Here is a 16,218-nt window from a genome sequence, read left to right as displayed (position 1 = left end):
GTCAGCGGGATCGAAACCGCATCCCCACCCGCGCGCCACCGATCGGGGCGGTATCGATCACCAGCGCCGCATCATGCCGCTGCGCGATCTCGGCCACGATCGCCAGTCCCAGCCCACAGCCATCGCCTTCACTGCTGGCCCGGTAGAAGCGTTCCGTGACGCGCGTGCGCTCGGCTTCGGCAATGCCGGAGCCGTCATCGTCCACCCACACCTGCACGCCCTCGGCATCCTGCTGTAGTCCCAGGGTGATCACGCCACGCACGGCACCATAGCGCAGCGCGTTGTCCAGCAGGTTGCCCAACGCCTCGCGCAGCAGCTGCGGATCGCCCTGTACCTGCACGCCGTCGTCGGGCCCGTCATAACCCAGGTCCACGCCTTCAGCCAATGCACGGTCCGCATAGCGCTCCACCACGCTGCGCGCCAACGCGTCCAGGTCCACTGGCTGCAGCGGCAGTGCACTGCCATGCGGATCTTCCGATCGGCTGAGCATAAGCAGCTGGTTGACCAGATGCTGCAAGCGGGCCAACCCGGCCAGCGTGCCGGACAGCGCCAGCTGCTGGCCCTGCGGATCATGCTGGCGCAATGAGCTCTCCAGCTCCACCTGCATGGCCGCCAACGGGGTGCGCAGTTGATGTGCGGCGTTGCTGACGAAGCGCCGCTGCGCATCCTGCATCGCGTCCAGGCGCTGCAGCAGGGCGTTGTACGCCTCAACCGCCGGCCACAGTTCGCGCGGGGCTTCCTGTGCAGGATCCAGCGGTGCCAACGGATCCGGCCGCGGGCTGGCCAGCTTCCGCGCGACCAGGTTGGCGTGGCCTGCGGCGGCGCCGGTACCGGACCATGCCAGCCACGCCGCCAGTGCCAGGATCGCGGCCTGGAACGGCACGCTGGTCAGCAGCAACTTGCGTTCCAGCCGGTGGCGCTTGCGCAGCGTCTCGGCCACGCGCAGCCGGATGTCATGGCCCGGCCCGGCGCTGACCACCACTTCGACCATGCGCACCGGTTGACCACGCAGGCGCGCATCGTAGTAGACCGCATCGTCATTCGCGGCGGCGCTCGCCGGACGCGGCAATGCCTCGGGCAGATCGCCATACAGGCGCCCTCCTGCGGCGTCGACCACCTCGCCATGTACTTCGTCGGCGGTGTCCCAGGTGAACATGCGCGATACGGCCGGGGTGATCTCGATCGAGGCGCGGCCATCCTGCACTGTCACCAGCTCGGACAATGACATCGCCGAGTCCAGCAGCCAGCGGTCGTAGACCTGGCCGGCGTAGAAGCGCGCCAGCGCGAACGAACCCACCGCACTGCACAGCAGCAGCACCAGCAGCGGCAGCCACAGGCGTCGCAGCAGCAGGCCGCGCAGGCTGTGCACGCGCTCAGTCACCCACGGCCTCCAGCCGGTAGCCAAGGCCACGCAACATGCGGATGCCGACGCCGGCGCGCGCCTGTTCCAGCTTGCGGCGCAGGCGGCTGACATGCACCTCGATCACCGACAGGTTGGCCTCGTGGTCCCAGCTGTAGAGCGCATCGAACAGGCGCTGCTTGGTCACGGTGCGGCCGGGGTGCTGCATCAACGCTTCGACCAGCGACAGCTCGCGTGCGGTCAGCTCGATGCGCTGGCCTTCCACCTGCACTTCGTTGCGGATGCTGTCGAAGCACAGCCGGCCCAATCGCTTCTGTGCCGGTGCGTCACTGCGGCGGCGCGACAACGCACGCAGGCGCGCTTCCAGCTCGCCCAGCGCGAATGGTTTTGCCAGGTAGTCATCGCCGCCGCGGTCGAGGCCGAGGATGCGGTCCTCCACGCCATCGCGTGCGGTCAGGATCAGTACCGGCAAGGTGGTGCCATCGTTGCGCAGGCGCGAGAGCAGGTCGAGGCCATCCACGTCCGGCAATGAAAGGTCCAGCACCATCACATCATAGGGTGCACTGGCCAGCGCCGCAGGTGCGTGCAGTCCGCGCGAGAGGTGGTCGCACAGATGGCCGGCACCCTGCAGGGCGCGGATCAGTCCATCGGCCAGGGCGGCATCGTCTTCGATCAGCAGGATTCGCATTGCAAGCTTCGTGCAAGGTTGGGGCAAGTTTGGCGCAAGTCCGTCACCTTACCGTGACGTGCATGAATTTCTCCCCTCGTCTTGCGGTCGTGCTGGCCGCCCTTTTGTGCGCGCCTGCGGCTTCGGCGCTGTCCCTGGCAGAAGCGCAGCGTGCAATGGAAGCGCACAACCCGGACCTGCGCGCCGCGGCACTGGAGCTGCGCGGGGTGCAGGGTGACGCGCAGACGGCGGCGCTGCGCCCGGCCACCGAGCTGTCGATCGGCACCAGCAAGATCAGCCCCAAGCACGGCATCGGCCCTGGACGTTGGCAGGACAAGCGGGTGGACAGCACCGTGGGCCTGGGCTGGACCTGGGAACGCGGTGGCAAGCGTGCATTGCGCGTCCGCCAGGCGGAAGCGCTGCTGGCGGTGGCCGGACTGGACATGCTCGATACCCGGCGCCGCCAACAGGTGGCACTGCATGAAGCCTATTTCGGCCTGAAGGGCGCGCAGGAGCGGGCCCAGATTGCCGACGCCAACCGGCAGAGTTCGGCCGAGCAGATGGCGGCGGCGGATAAGCAGGTTGCGACAGGGGCGATGGCACCGGTGGATCGCGCGCGGCTGGCTGTGGACGACCTGGCTGTGGCGGACGCGGCGCGCGAGGCAGCATTGGATCTGCGTGACGCGCGGAATGTGCTGGGGATGCTGCTGGGCAGCGATGACAGCCGCGACCTCAGTGCTGATGACCCCTGGCCGGATGCCAGCAGCGTGGCCGATGTACGCGCGTTCGACCCGCAGCAGCGCGCCGACCTGCGTGCCGCGCGTTCGCGCCTGGTCGCGGCCGACGCAGGCGTGGCCCTGGCGCGCAGCGAGCGCCATCGCGATATCCAGCTGGGCGTGGAGGCCGAACGAGAGCCGACCGACATCAGCGGTGTTACCTGGGGCGTGTCGTTGACCATTCCGCTGGGGGGGCCGTCGCGCGCGCGCGGCGCGATCCAGCGTGCCGAGGCCGACCGTGACAGCGCCGCGCTGGAGCTGCAGGTGTTGCAGCGTGAGGCACGCGCCGAACTGGACCAGCTGCAGGCCAGCGCGCAGTCCGCCGCACAGCGTCGCACCGACTACGAGGGGCTGCAGTCAGACGCCGCACGCAAGGCCGTGCAGGGCATCGAGCTGGCCTACCGGCGTGGTGCTGCAAGCCTGACCGACCTGCTGGACGCGCGCCGCAGCTGGCGCGAGTTCGAGGCCGCGCTGATTGAAGCGCGTGCCGACCATGCCATTGCCCTGGCGCGCTGGGAAGCCGCCACATCCGTTGCCGAAGGAGAGTCCCGATGAAGTCCACCGTCGCCTATCGCCCGCAGGCGCGACACGCTGTGCTGCCCGTCTTGCTGGCGCTGATCCTGCTGGGCGGCTGTGGTCGAGAGCCAGCTTCCTATCTTGAGGACGCACCTCGGGTCAGCGCCGGCCAGATTCAGTTTCCTTCCGACAGCCGCCAGCTGGACGTGCTGCGCAGCGAGACAGTGAGTGCCGGCGCCAGCGCCAGCCTACAGCTGCCGGGCCGGGTGGTCTGGGATGAGACGCGCTCCAGCGCACTTCACACGCCGCTGTCGGGGCAGGTAGCGCGCATCGAGGCACAGCCGGGGCAGAAGGTGAAAGCCGGCCAGGTCATCGCCTGGATCACCTCGCCCGAGTTCGGCCAGGCTCAGGCTGAAGGTGCCCGTGGTCGCGCCGAGCTGCAGCAGGCACGCAAGGAACTGGACCGTACCCGCGAACTGCATGCGGCGGGAGTGGCGTCGGGTCGTGAACTGGACGAGGCCGAGGCAAACTTCGCTGGCAGTCAGGCTGATCATGCACGCGCGGCCGCCTTCGCCAAGGCCTATGGCAACGGCCAGCGCGTCGACCAGCGCCTGCCGCTGCGCGCGCCCATCGATGGCGTGCTGGTGGAGCGGCGGATGAGCCCGGGCATGTCGGTCAGCCCGGACAGCGAACAGCCGTTGGCAGTGATTGGCGATCCGGACCACCTGTGGCTGTTGCTGGACGTCCCCGAAAGCCTGGCCGGACGCTTGAAGGCTGGCATGCAGGTGAGCGTGCCGGGTGCAGATGGCCAGCCGCTGCAGGCGATCCTGCAGCATGTGGACGATTTCGTCGACAGCGATCGCCGCGTGGTGCAGGCACGCGCCGAGCTGGACAACCGCGCACGTGGTTTCAAGGCCGGGCAGTACGTGCGCGCCCAGGTGGCATTGCCAGCCGAAGGTGGCGTCTCGCTGCCCGATGCGGCCGTGCTGCTGATCGACGGCACGCAGGTCGTGTTCGTGGAAGGGGGCAAGGGCCGCTACGTGCGCCACGCCGTGCACGCCGAGGAGCTGGGTGACGGCCGACTGTGGGTGCGTGACGGCCTGGCGGTTGGCAGCAGGGTGGTGGTCGAAGGGGGCCTGCTGCTGCAGCAGCTGGTCGACAGCGCGCCAGCGGCCGCCAGCACCGGCGCGGGGCATGCCGCCCCATGATCGATCGCCTGATTGCCTATTGCCTGCGCCAGCCGCTGATGGTGATGCTGGCACTGCTGTTGTTCATCGGCGGCGGCATCGCCGCGTTCCGCGTGCTGCCGGTGGAGGCCTTCCCGGACGTCTCCGACACCCAGGTGACGGTGGTGTCGCTGCACCCGGGCCGCGCCGCCGAAGAGGTGGAACGCGAAGTGACGATGCCGCTGGAAGTGGCCTTGTCCGGCATTCCGCATTCGGTGCGGGTGTTCTCGCATACCCAGTTCGGCCTGTCGATGATCATCCTGACCTTCGACGACAAGGCCGACGACTATTTCGCGCGGCAGCAGGTGCTGGAGCGCCTGCAGGGCGTGGAGCTGCCGGAGGGCGTGACCCCGGAGCTGGAGGCGATGAGTTCGGCGGTGGGCGAGATCTACCGCTACGTACTCAAGGGCCCGCACATGACGCCGACCCAGCTGCGCACGGTGCAGGAATGGACGATGGAGCGCAGCCTGCGCACCGTGCCGGGCGTGGCCGATGTGATCAGCTTCGGCGGGTTCGCGCGCACCTTCCAGGTCAAGCCGGACCTGGACAAGCTGCGTGACCGCGGGATCAGCCTCGGTGAATTCGCCGAGGCGCTGGAAAAGGGCAGCTCGAACGCCGGCGGCGGCTACGTGGAGCGCGGCCAGCAGCAGTTCCTGATCCGCGGCATGGGGCTGATGCGTTCGCCGGCCGACATCGGCAACGTGGTCGTGGAGCAGCGTGGTGGCACGCCGATCCTGGTGCGCGACCTCGCCGGGATCGCCGATACCGGCCTGCCACGGCAGGGCCTGGTCGGCCAGGACGAAAATGACGATGCTGTGTTCGGCATGGTGCTGATGCGCAAGGGCGAGAATCCGTCCGACGTACTCGACGCCCTGCATGCGCGCATCGCCGAGATCGAAGCGAACCAGCTGCCGGCCGGGGTCAGCATCGAGCCGTTCTACGACCGCTCCTGGCTGGTGTCGACCACCTTGAAGACCGTCTTCCGCAACCTGCTGGAAGGTGCGGTGCTGGTGTTCCTGGTGCTGTGGCTGTTCCTGTACAACGCCCGCGCCGCGCTGATCGTGGCGGCGATGATGCCGCTGGCGCTGCTCTCGACCTTCCTTGGCCTGCACCTGTGGGGCGTGCCGGCCAACCTGCTGTCCTTGGGTGCGATGGACTTCGGCATCATCATCGATGGCGCGGTGATCGTCACCGAGCACATTGTCTCGCGATTGTCGAAGCTGCCACCTACGGCTGATCGGAAGACGCGGTTCTCGACCATTCTTTCCGCCGCATCGGAAGTGGGCCGGCCGACGTTCTTCTCGATGCTGATCATCATCGCCGCGCACATCCCGATCTTCACCCTGCAGCGCCAGGAAGGCCGCATGTTCGCGCCGATGGCGTACTCGGTGACCTCGGCCCTGATCGGTGCGTTGATCCTGGCGCTGACCGTGGTGCCGCTGTTCTGCTACTGGTGGCTGCGACGGGACCGCGTGCGCGATGGCAATCCGCTGATGGACCGCCTGACCGGCTGGTACCGGCCGATCCTGGAGCGTGCGTTGGCCCGACCGCGTGCGGTGGTGCTGACCGCAGTTGCGTTGCTGGTGGGTACGTTGGCACTGGGTACCCGCCTGGGTTCGGAGTTCCTGCCCGAGCTGGACGAGGGCTCGATCTGGCTGACCGCCACGCTTGACCCCAGCACCAGCCTGGCCGAAGCACAGCAGCAGTCGCGGCGCATCCGCGAGCTGGTTGGAACCTTCCCGCAGGTATCGACGGTGGTGGCCAAGCTGGGGCGGCCGGAAGACGGCTCCGATGCCAAGGGCGCCAACCAGATCGAGGCACTGGTGGCGTTGAAGCCGGAGAAGGAATGGCCGAAGGGGGTGGACAAGCGGCAGCTGGTGAGCGACCTGCAGCGCACGCTGGAGCAGCGCATTCCGGGGCCGGAGTTCTCGATCTCGCAGCCGGTGCGCGACAACATCCTGGAGAGCATCTCGCAGATCAAGGGCCAGGTGGTGATCAAGGTCAGTGGCTCGGACCTTGACGTGCTGAACCGGCAGGCGCAGGCGATCCTGGGCCAGGTGCGTGGCGTGGAGGGCGTGGAGAGTGCCTTCATCGACCGTGATGGCTCCTTGCCGCAGCTGCAGATCGAGATCGACCGCGACCGCGCTGCGCGCTATGGCCTGAACGTGCGCGACATCGACGAAGTGATCGAGACTGCACTGGGCGGGCGCCAGGTCGGCGAGCTGTGGGAGGGCGACCGCAGGTTCCCGATCACGTTGCGCCTGGACGATGCCGACCGTGACCTGCAACGGCTGCGTACGGTGCCGGTGGGCATCGGCGATGGCCACACGGTGACGTTGTCCGACGTGGCCGACTTCCGCATGGCCAGCGGCGCGATCAATATCTCGCGCGAAAACGCACAGCGGGTCAAGGCGGTCAGCATCTTCATCGCTGGTCGTGACATGGGCAGCGTGGTGGCCGACATGCGCAAACGCGTGGACGCCAGCGTGCAGCTGCCGGAAGGCTACCGGCTGGAGTGGTCCGGCGAGTTCGAGAACCAGCAGCGTGCGATGAAGCGGCTGGGCTGGGTGATTCCGCTGTCGGTGCTGATCATCTTCGTGCTGCTGTTCGATGCCTTCAAGGACATCAGCAGCGCAGCACTGATCCTGGCCAACGTGCCCCTCGCGATGATCGGCGGCATCCTGGCCCTGTGGCTGACCGGCATTCCGCTGTCGGTGTCGGCGGCCATCGGTTTCATTGCGTTGTTCGGGCAGGCGGTGCTGAACGGTGTGGTGATGCTCAGTCGCTTCGCCCAGCTGCGCGAGCAGGGCATGGACCTGCTGCAGTCGGTGGTGCAGGGCTCGCTTCAGCGCCTGCGTACGGTGCTGATGACCGCACTGCTGGCGATGTTCGGCCTGCTGCCGATGGCGACCTCGCATGCGATCGGTGCCGAGACCCAGAAGCCGCTGGCGGTGGTGGTGATCGGTGGCCTGCTGTCGGCGATGCTGCTGACCCTGCTGGTGCTGCCGACGCTGTACTACTGGGTGCACCGGCGCCGCGAGGCCCGCGCCGGCTGATCGGCACCGTAGATCCACGCCATGCGTGGATGCGACCCGGCCGCCAGGCATGGCCCGGTAGGTGTCCACCTTGGTGGGCACGCGGCGACGCGCCCACCAAGGTGGGCGACTACCTACACCATCCCGCCATTGGCGCGCAGCACCTGGCCGTTGATCCACCCGCCATCGGCACCGGCCAGGAACGCCACCGCACCGGCGATGTCCTCCGGCGTACCCAACCGTTCCAGGGGATTCATCTTCGCCAACCGCTCGATCAGTTCCGGTGACTTGCCCTCCAGGAACAGGTCGGTGGCGGTCGGGCCGGGAGCCACTGTGTTCACGGTGATGTTGCGCCCACGCAGCTCCTTGCTGAGGATCGCTGCCATCGTTTCCACCGCCGCCTTGCTGGCCGCGTACACGCTGTAGTTCTCCAGTCTGATGCCGACCACGCTGGTGGACAGGCTGATCAGGCGGCCGCCGTCGCGCACCCGTCGCGCGCTTTCGCGCAGCACGTTGAAAGCGCCTTTCAGGTTGATCCCGATCACCCGCTCGAACAAGGCATCGTCGCTGTCGGCCAGCGGCGCCAACTGCAGGACGCCGGCACTGTTCACCACTACGTCGATACCGCCGAAGCGCGCCTCGATGGCGTCGAACAGCTGGCGCACCGCCTGCGGCTCGGCCACATCGGCCTGCAGCGCGATGGCCTGTGCGCCGGTGGCGTTGAGTTCGGCGGCCAGTGCCTCGGCATCATCGCGGCGGCCGGCATAGTTGATCACCACGTCATGGCCATCGGCGGCGAGCCGCCGGGAAATGGCGGCACCGATGCCGCGGGAACCACCGGTGACCAGGGCGATGCGGCGGGCGGAGGAGGTGGGCATGGTTGGTTCCAGCAGGGCGCGCCGGACTGGCGCAGTGCCATCTTCGCCATCTCATCAGTTCGGATAATCATGCATAATCCGCCAACATCATCCGGGTAGCCGAACAATGGACCGATTCACGGCCATGCGCGCCTTCGTCCGCATCGTCGAGCGCCGCAGCTTCACCCGGGCCTCCGAGGACCTGGGCCTGCCGCGGGCCACGGTGACCGATGCGATCAAAGCACTGGAACAGCGGCTGGGCGTGCGCCTGCTGCACCGGACCACGCGGCTGGTGGTGCCCACCCTGGAAGGGGAAGCGTTCTATGGGCGTTGCCTGCGCCTGATCGCCGACATGGACGATGCCGAAGCCGCGTTCCGTGACGTGCCGCCGCGTGGCCCGCTGCGCATTGAAGTGCATGGCACGCTGGGCCGGCATCTGTTGTTTCCGCATCTGCCGGACTTCCTGCAGCATTACCCCGAGATCGAACTGGAGGTCAGCGAAGGCGACCGCTATGTCGACCTGCTGCGCGAAGGCGTGGATGCGGCGTTGCGGGTGGGGACGCTGGCCGACAGCGATCTGGCGGCGCGCCGGTTGACGATGCTGCGGGAAGTTACGGTGGCCGCACCGGGTTATGTGCAGGCGCACGGTGTGCCCGAGACCATCGAATCACTGGAGCAAGGCCACCAGATGGTCGGCTATCGCTCCAGCGCCACCGGCCAGCTGATTCCGCTTGAGTTCCAGCAGGGTGGGCAGGTGCGCTATGTGCCGCTGCCCGCGCGGGTGAGGGTTTCCGGCGCGGACGCATTCCTTGGTGCCGCCTTGGCGGGTCTCGGCATCATCCAGGCACCGCGCTACCGGATGGACCCCTACATCGCGAGCGGGCAGCTGGTCGAGCTGTTGCCGGACGCGCCACCGACACCGAGTCCACTGAGCCTGGTCTACCCCCGCAACCGCACACCATCGCCGCGGCTGCGGGTGTTCATCGACTGGGTGGCCGGGGTGTTCGACCAGATGAGGTAGTGCCGGCCGCTGGCCGGCAACTGCAACACGCGTGATGTGCCAAGGTTGCCGGCCAGCGGCCGGCACTACCGGGCTGATGCGCTCGGCAGCACCAGCTCGAACACGGTGCCGGTTTCATCGGAGGTCACGCTTACCGTTCCGCCATGCGCCTGTGCAATCGCACGGGTGATCGCCAGGCCCAGTCCGGCACCTTCGTGGCGGCCACGCTCGCCGCGATAGAAGCGATCGAACAGGCGCGGCAGTGCTGCTTCGGCAATCGGCGGGCCGAGATTGTGCACGCTGACCCTGCACACGCCATCGCCTTCGACCAGCTGCACCCGCACCTCGCTGCCCACGGCTGCGTGCTTCAACGCATTCGACAGCAGATTGGCGATCGCCCGGTGCAGCATCAGACGGTTGCCTTCCACGCTCGCCACGCCGTCGCGGCGCAGGGTCAATTGCCGGTCCTCGGCCAGCAGGTCATAGAACTCCAGCAGCGAATCCACCACCCCATCCAGTGCTACCGGCTCGCGCGAAGGCAGTGCGCCCGGCGCCTCGGCCTGCGCCAGATACAGCAGGTCACCCACGGTCTGCGCCAACTGCTGTAGTTCTTCGGCGCACGAGGCCAGCGTCTCGCGGTAGGCCTCGTTGCTGCGCGGGTGGGCCAGCACCACCTGTACCTGGGTCAGCATGTTGGTGATCGGCGTGCGCAGCTCATGGGCCAGATCACCAGAGAACTCGGTCAGGCGCGCGAAGTCCTGCTGCAGGCGCGCCAGCATGCCGTTGAGCGTCTGTGCCAGCTGTTCCAGTTCGGCCGGTGCCGTGCGCGCGCTCAGACGGCGCTGCAATCGACCGGCGGTGATCTGCCGGGCTTCATCGGCCAGCGTGCGCAGCGGTCGCAGCGTGCGTCGCACTACGTAGCCGCCGAGCAGGCTGCTGGCCACGGCGGCGCCGATGATGGCGATCGCCAGAAGATGGCGGAAGCGCTGCAGGAAATCGGCATGGCGGTCGTCATCGATGGCCAGCAGGGTGACCAGCTGGCTGCCGTCGGCCAGGGTCTGCCGCAGGTGCAGGGCATGCATGCAGCGACCATCGTCGAGAATCCAGTCGTGCCGCCGTGGCGCGGCGTCGATGGGCTGGCTGCGTGCGTGCTCGCGCAGCAGTGCAGGTGCGGTCGAGAACAGCACGGATCCGTGGCCATTGACGATGTGGAAGGCGATATCGGGATGATGGCTGAGCGCCTCTGCCAACCGCGGGCCGCGTGCGGCGGCGGGCCCATTGCCAGCAATATCGCGGATCAACGCAACCTTGTTCTCCAGTTCGATGAAGTCCTGGGCAACAAGGTCATGGCGGGCGCTGACATAGATGGTCACGCCCAATGCGGCCAGCACCAGCGTGGCTACGATGGCGAACAGCAGCGTCAGCCGCACCGCGATGGAACGGCGCAGGCTCATCCGTTGCTCACAGCGCCGTCGTCTGGTGCTTCGAGCACGTAGCCCATGCCGCGCACGGTGACGATGAGCTTGGCGTCGAAGTCATCGTCGATCTTCGCGCGCAGGCGGCGGATCGCCACGTCGATCACATTGGTGTCGCTGTCGAAGTTCATGTCCCACACCTGCGAGGCGATCAACGAGCGCGGCAGTACTTCACCGCGCCGCCGCGCCAGAAGTTCCAACAGGGTGTACTCCTTCTGGCTGAGCGCGATGCGCTGGCCGCCACGCTCCACCCGGCGGCGCTGGGTATCCACCACCAGGTCGGCGATGACGATGCGTTCGGCCTGCGGCAGCGCCTGGCCACGGCGCAGCAGCGTGCGCACGCGTGCCAGCAGCTCGGCGAAGGCGAACGGCTTGCCCAGGTAATCATCGGCCCCAAGCTCCAGGCCCTGCACGCGGTCGGCGATGCTGCTGCGCGCGGTCAGGAACAGTACCGGTACCTGCCAGCCGGCCTCGCGCAGCCGCGACAGCACATTCCAGCCATCCAGACCGGGCAGCATCACATCGAGAATGACCAGCTGGTACTCGCCGCTACCGGCCAGGTGCAGCCCGTCGACGCCGTTGCAGGCGAGGTCGACCACATAGCCGGCCTCGATCAGGCCCTGGCGCAGGTAGTTGCCGGTCTTGGGTTCGTCTTCGACGATCAGCAGTTTCATGGTGCGCCCATCATCGCAGCTTGGGCGTGGGCTGGCTGCGCAGTCTCATGCCAGCGGATCCAGCGTGCCGAGAATCGCGACACAGGCCAGCACCAGCACGGCCAGTACCGATTCGCAGGCCAGACTGTGGCGGAGCGAACGCAGTGGCCTGGGCTGCCAGCCACCCCGGATGGAGACCGCCAGCGCCGGCACCAGCCGCCAGCGATGCAGCGCGGCCAGGCCCAGCATGCCACCCACCAGTGCCAGCTTGAGCAGCAGCCAGCGTCCATGCGCGGCGCCGGTCAGGGTCTGTATGGAACCGCCGAGATCGACATAGGTATAGGTGCCGGTCATCGCCAGCAGGGCGACGATGATCGTGCCGGGCAGGGCGAAGCCGTGCGCGGCCTGCCATAGTTCGTGGGTGCGCTCGCGCAGGCTCGGCCCTTGCCGCCGCAGTGCCAACTGTACGATGGCGGCGATCGCACCGATCCAGGCACCGGCCGCCAGCAGGTGCACGATGCCGGCAGCAAGACGCAGCCGGCCAGCGACCCCATCGCCAGCAGCGGCGTGGCCGTTCCAGGCGAGGCTGGCCAGGGTCGCCGCCGAGAGTGCCAGCAGTGCGGGGCGGCGCAGGCCCTGTACCGGGCGATTGACTGCCAGCAGCGGCAGCATTGCCAGCAGGGCCAGGATGCGCAGCAGTCCCGCCTCGCCCACCGGCGTACCGGTAAGAAACCAGCGCGCTGTCTCGCCATCGATGTCGACCGGTGATATGCCAAGCACGCCGGACAAACGGGTGACCACATCGATGCCGACCAGCACCAGTGCCACCAGAACGAGGGCCAGCGAGACGCTGCGCGGCAGTCCGGGGCGGACGAACAGCATCCGCCCGAACAGCAGCATCAGGGCCAGATACAGCGCCAGCCGCAGCGCATACGGCGAAAGCTCGGCCACAGCAGCGGCCTTACTTCACGGTGAAGCGGTAGGTGCCGGTGATCGGATGGCTGTCCTGGCCGACCGCGCGCCACTGCAGCGCGTAACTGCCGGCGGGCAGCGGCTTGGCAAAGCGCGCGCGCAGGGTGTGGCCGTCCTCGGAGATCTCCTGCGCCGTGGTTGGCATCGCCATCTTCATGCGGCCGTGGTCCATGCTCAGTTCGATGCGGGTGGCACGCGGCATCACCTTCTCACTGAACTGCAGCTCGATCTGGCTGGCCGGGGCCACGGTGGTATCGGCCGCTGGCGTCGAACGCACCAGGCTGGGATGGGCCAGCGCCAGCGGCGCGGCCGAAAGGCCGGACAGCAGCAGGGCGAGCGGGGCGACGCGGAACAGGGAGCGGGTCATATGCGGATCACCGATGAGGAAGTGGCCTGCAGGGTGACGTCCACCGCCTTTCGAGGCCCTGACCTGGACATTACCAGTTTGTAATGTTGGCGGCCGGCCTGCGGCCGGCACTACCGGGCCCGTGACTGCGCGATCCATGCTGACGGCGAACAACCGACCACACGCCGGAAGGCCGCGCTGAACTTGCTGGGATTGGCGTAGCCACTGGCCAGCGCAACCTCGGTGACACGCCGGCCCTGCGCGAGTTCGGCGCGCGCCAGCTGCATGCGGTGCTCGGTCAGGAACGCATAGGGCGGCAGGCCAGTGGCCGCACGCAGCGCGCGGCCGAACGTCGCGACCTCCATCTGCACTGCAGCGGCCAGCTGTGGAACGGTCAGCGCCTGGCCGTGTTGCGCGTCGATGTAGGCCTCCAGTTGCCGCAACCGTCGGGCCGACAGTGGGGACACCGTGCCACGCGCCTGGCGCGGCTGACCGGCAAGCTGACCCAGGCGGTGCAGCAGCACCTGCGCGCCATGCTCGAGGAAGCCGGGCAGGCAAACATCAGCCTGCGCGCTGCACCACAACGCCTGCAGCACCGAAGTAATCACCGGGTCGCGGTGCAGCCGCGCCGCCAGCGGCTGCAGGTGTTGCAACCGCTGCGGATCCTGCGGATGCAGGCGGGTATCGATGGCGATGCCGAGCAGATCGACCGCGGGGCTGGCATAGGTGCCGGTGTCTCCCGGCAGCACCAGATTGAACTGGCCGGGCCGCCACGGCGCCTGCAGCAGGCCGTTGAGGGTGCGCTGCTGCAGCCGTCCGCCGCCGTCCACGGCCAGGCCCAGGCGAAGCTGGTGCGGATGTCCCATCTCGCCTTCGCTGGCATCGAAGCGATGGCGCAGCAGCACCACCGCACCATCGTTGCTGGCGTAGGCCGCAGGGGCCTGCGACCGGGTTTCCTGCAGCAGCTGGTCGGCGAGGGCGGGCATCACGGATCCGGGAATGGAGCGGCGCTGACGGAAATGGAGTGGCGGCAGGACGCGAATGTTACAGGATAACACTCTTGTCCTGCGCTGCCGCCGCCCGCGCTTCCGTCACTCCATCCGTCGAGGTTCCCGCTTTGAAGTCGTCCACGCCTGCTGCCGCGCTCATCGCAGCATCCCTGCTCGTTCCTGCCTTGCCCGCCCTTGCCCAGCAGGCTGACCCGGCCACGCTCGACGGTGTCCGCGTCACCGGTTCCAAGCGCGATACCCCTTACCTGAAGAGCGATCTGTCGGTGACGGTGCTCGACAGGCAGGCCCTGAAAGAAGCGGGCGTCACCGAGTTCCGTGACCTCGACAAGCTCGCGCCGAACGTCAAGTTCAATGCGATGGGCCAGCTCAGCAACATGTTCATCTCGATCCGCGGCATCGAGTCCAATCCATTCCTGGTCAATCGTGCCTCGGTCTACATCGATGGCATTCCGTTCCGCGAGCTGAGCAATGCCGTGCTCAACCAGGTCGAGTCGGTGGAGGTGCTGCGCGGCCCGCAGGGCACGCTGTACGGCGCCAACAGCGAATCCGGCCTGGTACTGGTGCGCACACGCGGCCCGGCTGATGCACGCGAGGGCGAGATCAATGTGCGCAGCACCTGGTTCGGCAACGGCAATGGCACCGCTCTCGACGGCTTCCTGGCAGGGCCGCTGAACAAGACGGGCAGCCTGTCCGGCTCGGTGGCGTTCATGGGCTCCGATGAGGACGCCTACCTGAAGAACCTCACGCCTTCCGGTGCGCGCGGCAAGGTCGGCGAAGGCTACCTGCAGGGCAAGCTGCGCTGGCGGCCGAGCGACTACGTTTCGGTGAACGCGCTGGCCTATCACCTGCGCACCCGCGCGCCGGGCATGTTCGAGTATGAATACCTGCCGCTGGATACCGGCCTCTACAACCGCACCTACGGCACATCGCTCAATGGCGGCCGCCGTGCCGGTGACTTCACCTACATCAACGACGCGCCCAAGCGCACCGAAAAGGACGAAACGGTGGCCGGCCTCAGTGCGCAATGGCAGCTGCAGGCCGGCACGCTGGACGTGGCCGCTTCCTGGCGGGACGAGGAGGTGACCTCGGCCGGCTACGACTTCGACATGACCAACAGCCCGGCATTGGCCGGTCGCATCTACGACAGGAAGAAGGAATGGACGGCCGAGGCGCGCTTCAGCTCGCCCAGCGACCAGGCGCTGACCTGGATGGCCGGTGTGTCGACCTACCGCAACAGCAAGGATTCGATCCTCGGCACCTTCGTCGGCCCGGCGCTGCACGGGCTGGACAGCTACAACCTGGCGCCGCGGCAGACCTCCAAGGGCGAGGACTACAGCGTCTTCGCCACCGCCAGCTATACCTTCCCGGCGGTGCCGAAGCTGACCGCCAGCGCCGGCCTGCGCCATGAGCAGGCACGGCGCTCCACCGAACAGCGTGCCGGTGCGCTGGATCTGGGCGCCGGTGGCCGCGTGCTGTACCGCGATGCCGCGCTGGCGCATACCTTCTCGGCCACGCTGCCGCGGGTGTCGCTGCGCTACGACGCCACTGACGACGTTTCCTTCTACGCGGCCTCGGCCAAGGGCTACATTCCGGGTGGCTTCAATCTGGCTGCGGCGCAGAGCGATGTGGTCAACGACAAGGTGCTGCGCTACGAGTCCGAACGCATGTGGAGCCATGAGCTGGGCTTCAAGATGAACCTGGCCGGCGGTCGTGGCCATATCGGGGGTGCGCTGTTCCACATCACCTCGGACAACTGGCAGGAGATCCAGGTGGCCACCGATGCCAACGGCCGCCCGATCTCGTCGGACTACGTAGGTTCGGATGCCTCGATCCGTTCGCGTGGTGCTGAGCTGGAGGGCGTGTTCGAAGTGCTGCCGGGCTTCACCCTGATGGCGAATGTGGGCTACGTCGATGCGAAGTACACCAAGCTGTGGGTCAGCGTAGACCAGAACCTGGATGGCAAGCGGGTCAAGCTGACCCCTCACTACACTGGCTATCTGGCGGCGCGCTATCAGTTCGAATCGGGCATCTATGCTCGGCTGGAATCGCAGTTCACCGGCTCCAGTGCACTGGATGAACGCAACCGCGCGTTCCAGCCGGCAGTGGCCGTGCTCGGTGCTCAGCTGGGCTATGAGACCGGGCCGTGGAGCGCGCGGGTGTTCGTGCAGAACCTGACCAACAAGCGCCGCATCAATGGCCTGATCTTCGACAACCTGGCCTTCGGGCGCGACGGCAACTATTACGGCCCGGTCGACAGCCCGCGCATCTTCGGCGCGGAAGTGGGTTACCGCTTCTGACGAATCCACGGTAGATCCACGCCAAGCG

The 16,218-nt window shown here is 67.6% G+C and carries 13 protein-coding genes; 5 read left to right on the top strand and 8 right to left on the bottom strand.

Features of this window, described 5'->3' with window-relative positions:
- Position 1: 1 nt before the first annotated feature.
- Positions 2-1,381 carry a sensor histidine kinase gene (locus tag R1L06_RS01500; protein WP_317216729.1) on the bottom strand — a complete coding sequence of 460 codons (1,380 nt, stop codon included), beginning with the start codon at positions 1,379-1,381 and terminating at the stop codon, positions 2-4.
- On the bottom strand, positions 1,374-2,048 hold the full coding sequence (locus R1L06_RS01495; RefSeq protein ID WP_180865037.1) for a response regulator: 675 nt from the start codon (positions 2,046-2,048) through the stop codon (positions 1,374-1,376). The genes R1L06_RS01500 and R1L06_RS01495 overlap by 8 nt, the downstream gene beginning before the upstream one ends.
- Positions 2,049-2,110: 62 nt before the next feature.
- Here R1L06_RS01495 and R1L06_RS01490 point away from each other — a divergent pair, with 62 nt between their 5' ends.
- Genes R1L06_RS01490 through R1L06_RS01480 form a run of 3 tightly spaced genes read left to right on the top strand, consistent with a single transcriptional unit; the run spans position 2,111 to position 7,601 of the window.
- Positions 2,111-3,358, top strand: a complete 1,248-nt coding sequence (locus R1L06_RS01490; RefSeq protein WP_317216728.1) for a TolC family protein — start codon at positions 2,111-2,113, stop codon at positions 3,356-3,358.
- The gene (locus R1L06_RS01485) at positions 3,355-4,527 is read left to right on the top strand and encodes an efflux RND transporter periplasmic adaptor subunit (RefSeq protein WP_317216727.1); all 1,173 of its coding nucleotides are present in this window, start codon (positions 3,355-3,357) and stop codon (positions 4,525-4,527) included. Before R1L06_RS01490 ends, R1L06_RS01485 begins: the two co-directional genes overlap by 4 nt.
- Entirely contained in the window at positions 4,524-7,601 is a 3,078-nt protein-coding gene (locus tag R1L06_RS01480; RefSeq protein ID WP_317216726.1) for an efflux RND transporter permease subunit, read from the top strand. Before R1L06_RS01485 ends, R1L06_RS01480 begins: the two co-directional genes overlap by 4 nt.
- A gap of 113 nt (positions 7,602-7,714) precedes the next feature.
- Here the strand turns inward: R1L06_RS01480 and R1L06_RS01475 are convergent, their stop codons facing one another.
- Positions 7,715-8,458: an SDR family oxidoreductase gene (locus R1L06_RS01475; RefSeq protein WP_164080262.1), complete on the bottom strand. Its 744-nt coding sequence runs from the start codon at positions 8,456-8,458 to the stop codon at positions 7,715-7,717.
- Positions 8,459-8,564: 106 nt separating this feature from the next.
- Between R1L06_RS01475 and R1L06_RS01470 the strand changes: the two genes are divergently transcribed.
- Entirely contained in the window at positions 8,565-9,458 is an 894-nt protein-coding gene (locus R1L06_RS01470; protein ID WP_197615637.1) for a LysR family transcriptional regulator, read from the top strand.
- A 65-nt stretch (positions 9,459-9,523) separates the two neighbouring features.
- Here R1L06_RS01470 and R1L06_RS01465 read toward each other — a convergent pair whose 3' ends face one another.
- The 5 genes from R1L06_RS01465 to R1L06_RS01445 form a co-directional block, all read right to left on the bottom strand.
- Complete coding sequence (locus tag R1L06_RS01465; RefSeq protein WP_317216725.1) at positions 9,524-10,891, bottom strand: heavy metal sensor histidine kinase; 1,368 nt, start codon at positions 10,889-10,891, stop codon at positions 9,524-9,526.
- Positions 10,888-11,586 carry a heavy metal response regulator transcription factor gene (locus tag R1L06_RS01460; protein ID WP_277778327.1) on the bottom strand — a complete coding sequence of 233 codons (699 nt, stop codon included), beginning with the start codon at positions 11,584-11,586 and terminating at the stop codon, positions 10,888-10,890. Before R1L06_RS01460 ends, R1L06_RS01465 begins: the two co-directional genes overlap by 4 nt.
- A gap of 45 nt (positions 11,587-11,631) precedes the next feature.
- Complete coding sequence (gene copD, locus R1L06_RS01455) at positions 11,632-12,516, bottom strand: copper homeostasis membrane protein CopD (protein ID WP_317216724.1); 885 nt, start codon at positions 12,514-12,516, stop codon at positions 11,632-11,634.
- Between the two features lie 10 nt (positions 12,517-12,526).
- Positions 12,527-12,904, bottom strand: a complete 378-nt coding sequence (gene copC / locus R1L06_RS01450; protein ID WP_317216723.1) for a copper homeostasis periplasmic binding protein CopC — start codon at positions 12,902-12,904, stop codon at positions 12,527-12,529.
- Between the two features lie 110 nt (positions 12,905-13,014).
- Positions 13,015-13,869, bottom strand: a complete 855-nt coding sequence (locus tag R1L06_RS01445) for a helix-turn-helix domain-containing protein (RefSeq protein WP_317216722.1) — start codon at positions 13,867-13,869, stop codon at positions 13,015-13,017.
- Positions 13,870-14,057: 188 nt separating this feature from the next.
- Here R1L06_RS01445 and R1L06_RS01440 point away from each other — a divergent pair, with 188 nt between their 5' ends.
- Positions 14,058-16,190 (top strand): TonB-dependent receptor, encoded by a 2,133-nt coding sequence (locus R1L06_RS01440; RefSeq protein WP_317216721.1) that lies wholly within the window; start codon positions 14,058-14,060, stop codon positions 16,188-16,190.
- The last annotated feature ends 28 nt before the right edge of the window (positions 16,191-16,218 follow it).

Source organism: Stenotrophomonas mexicanensis (assembly GCF_032911605.1).
Classification (GTDB): Bacteria; Pseudomonadota; Gammaproteobacteria; order Xanthomonadales; family Xanthomonadaceae; genus Stenotrophomonas; species Stenotrophomonas maltophilia_A.
The sequence above is the reverse complement of the archived record's forward strand: the minus strand, read 5'-3'. Positions and strand labels throughout refer to the sequence as shown.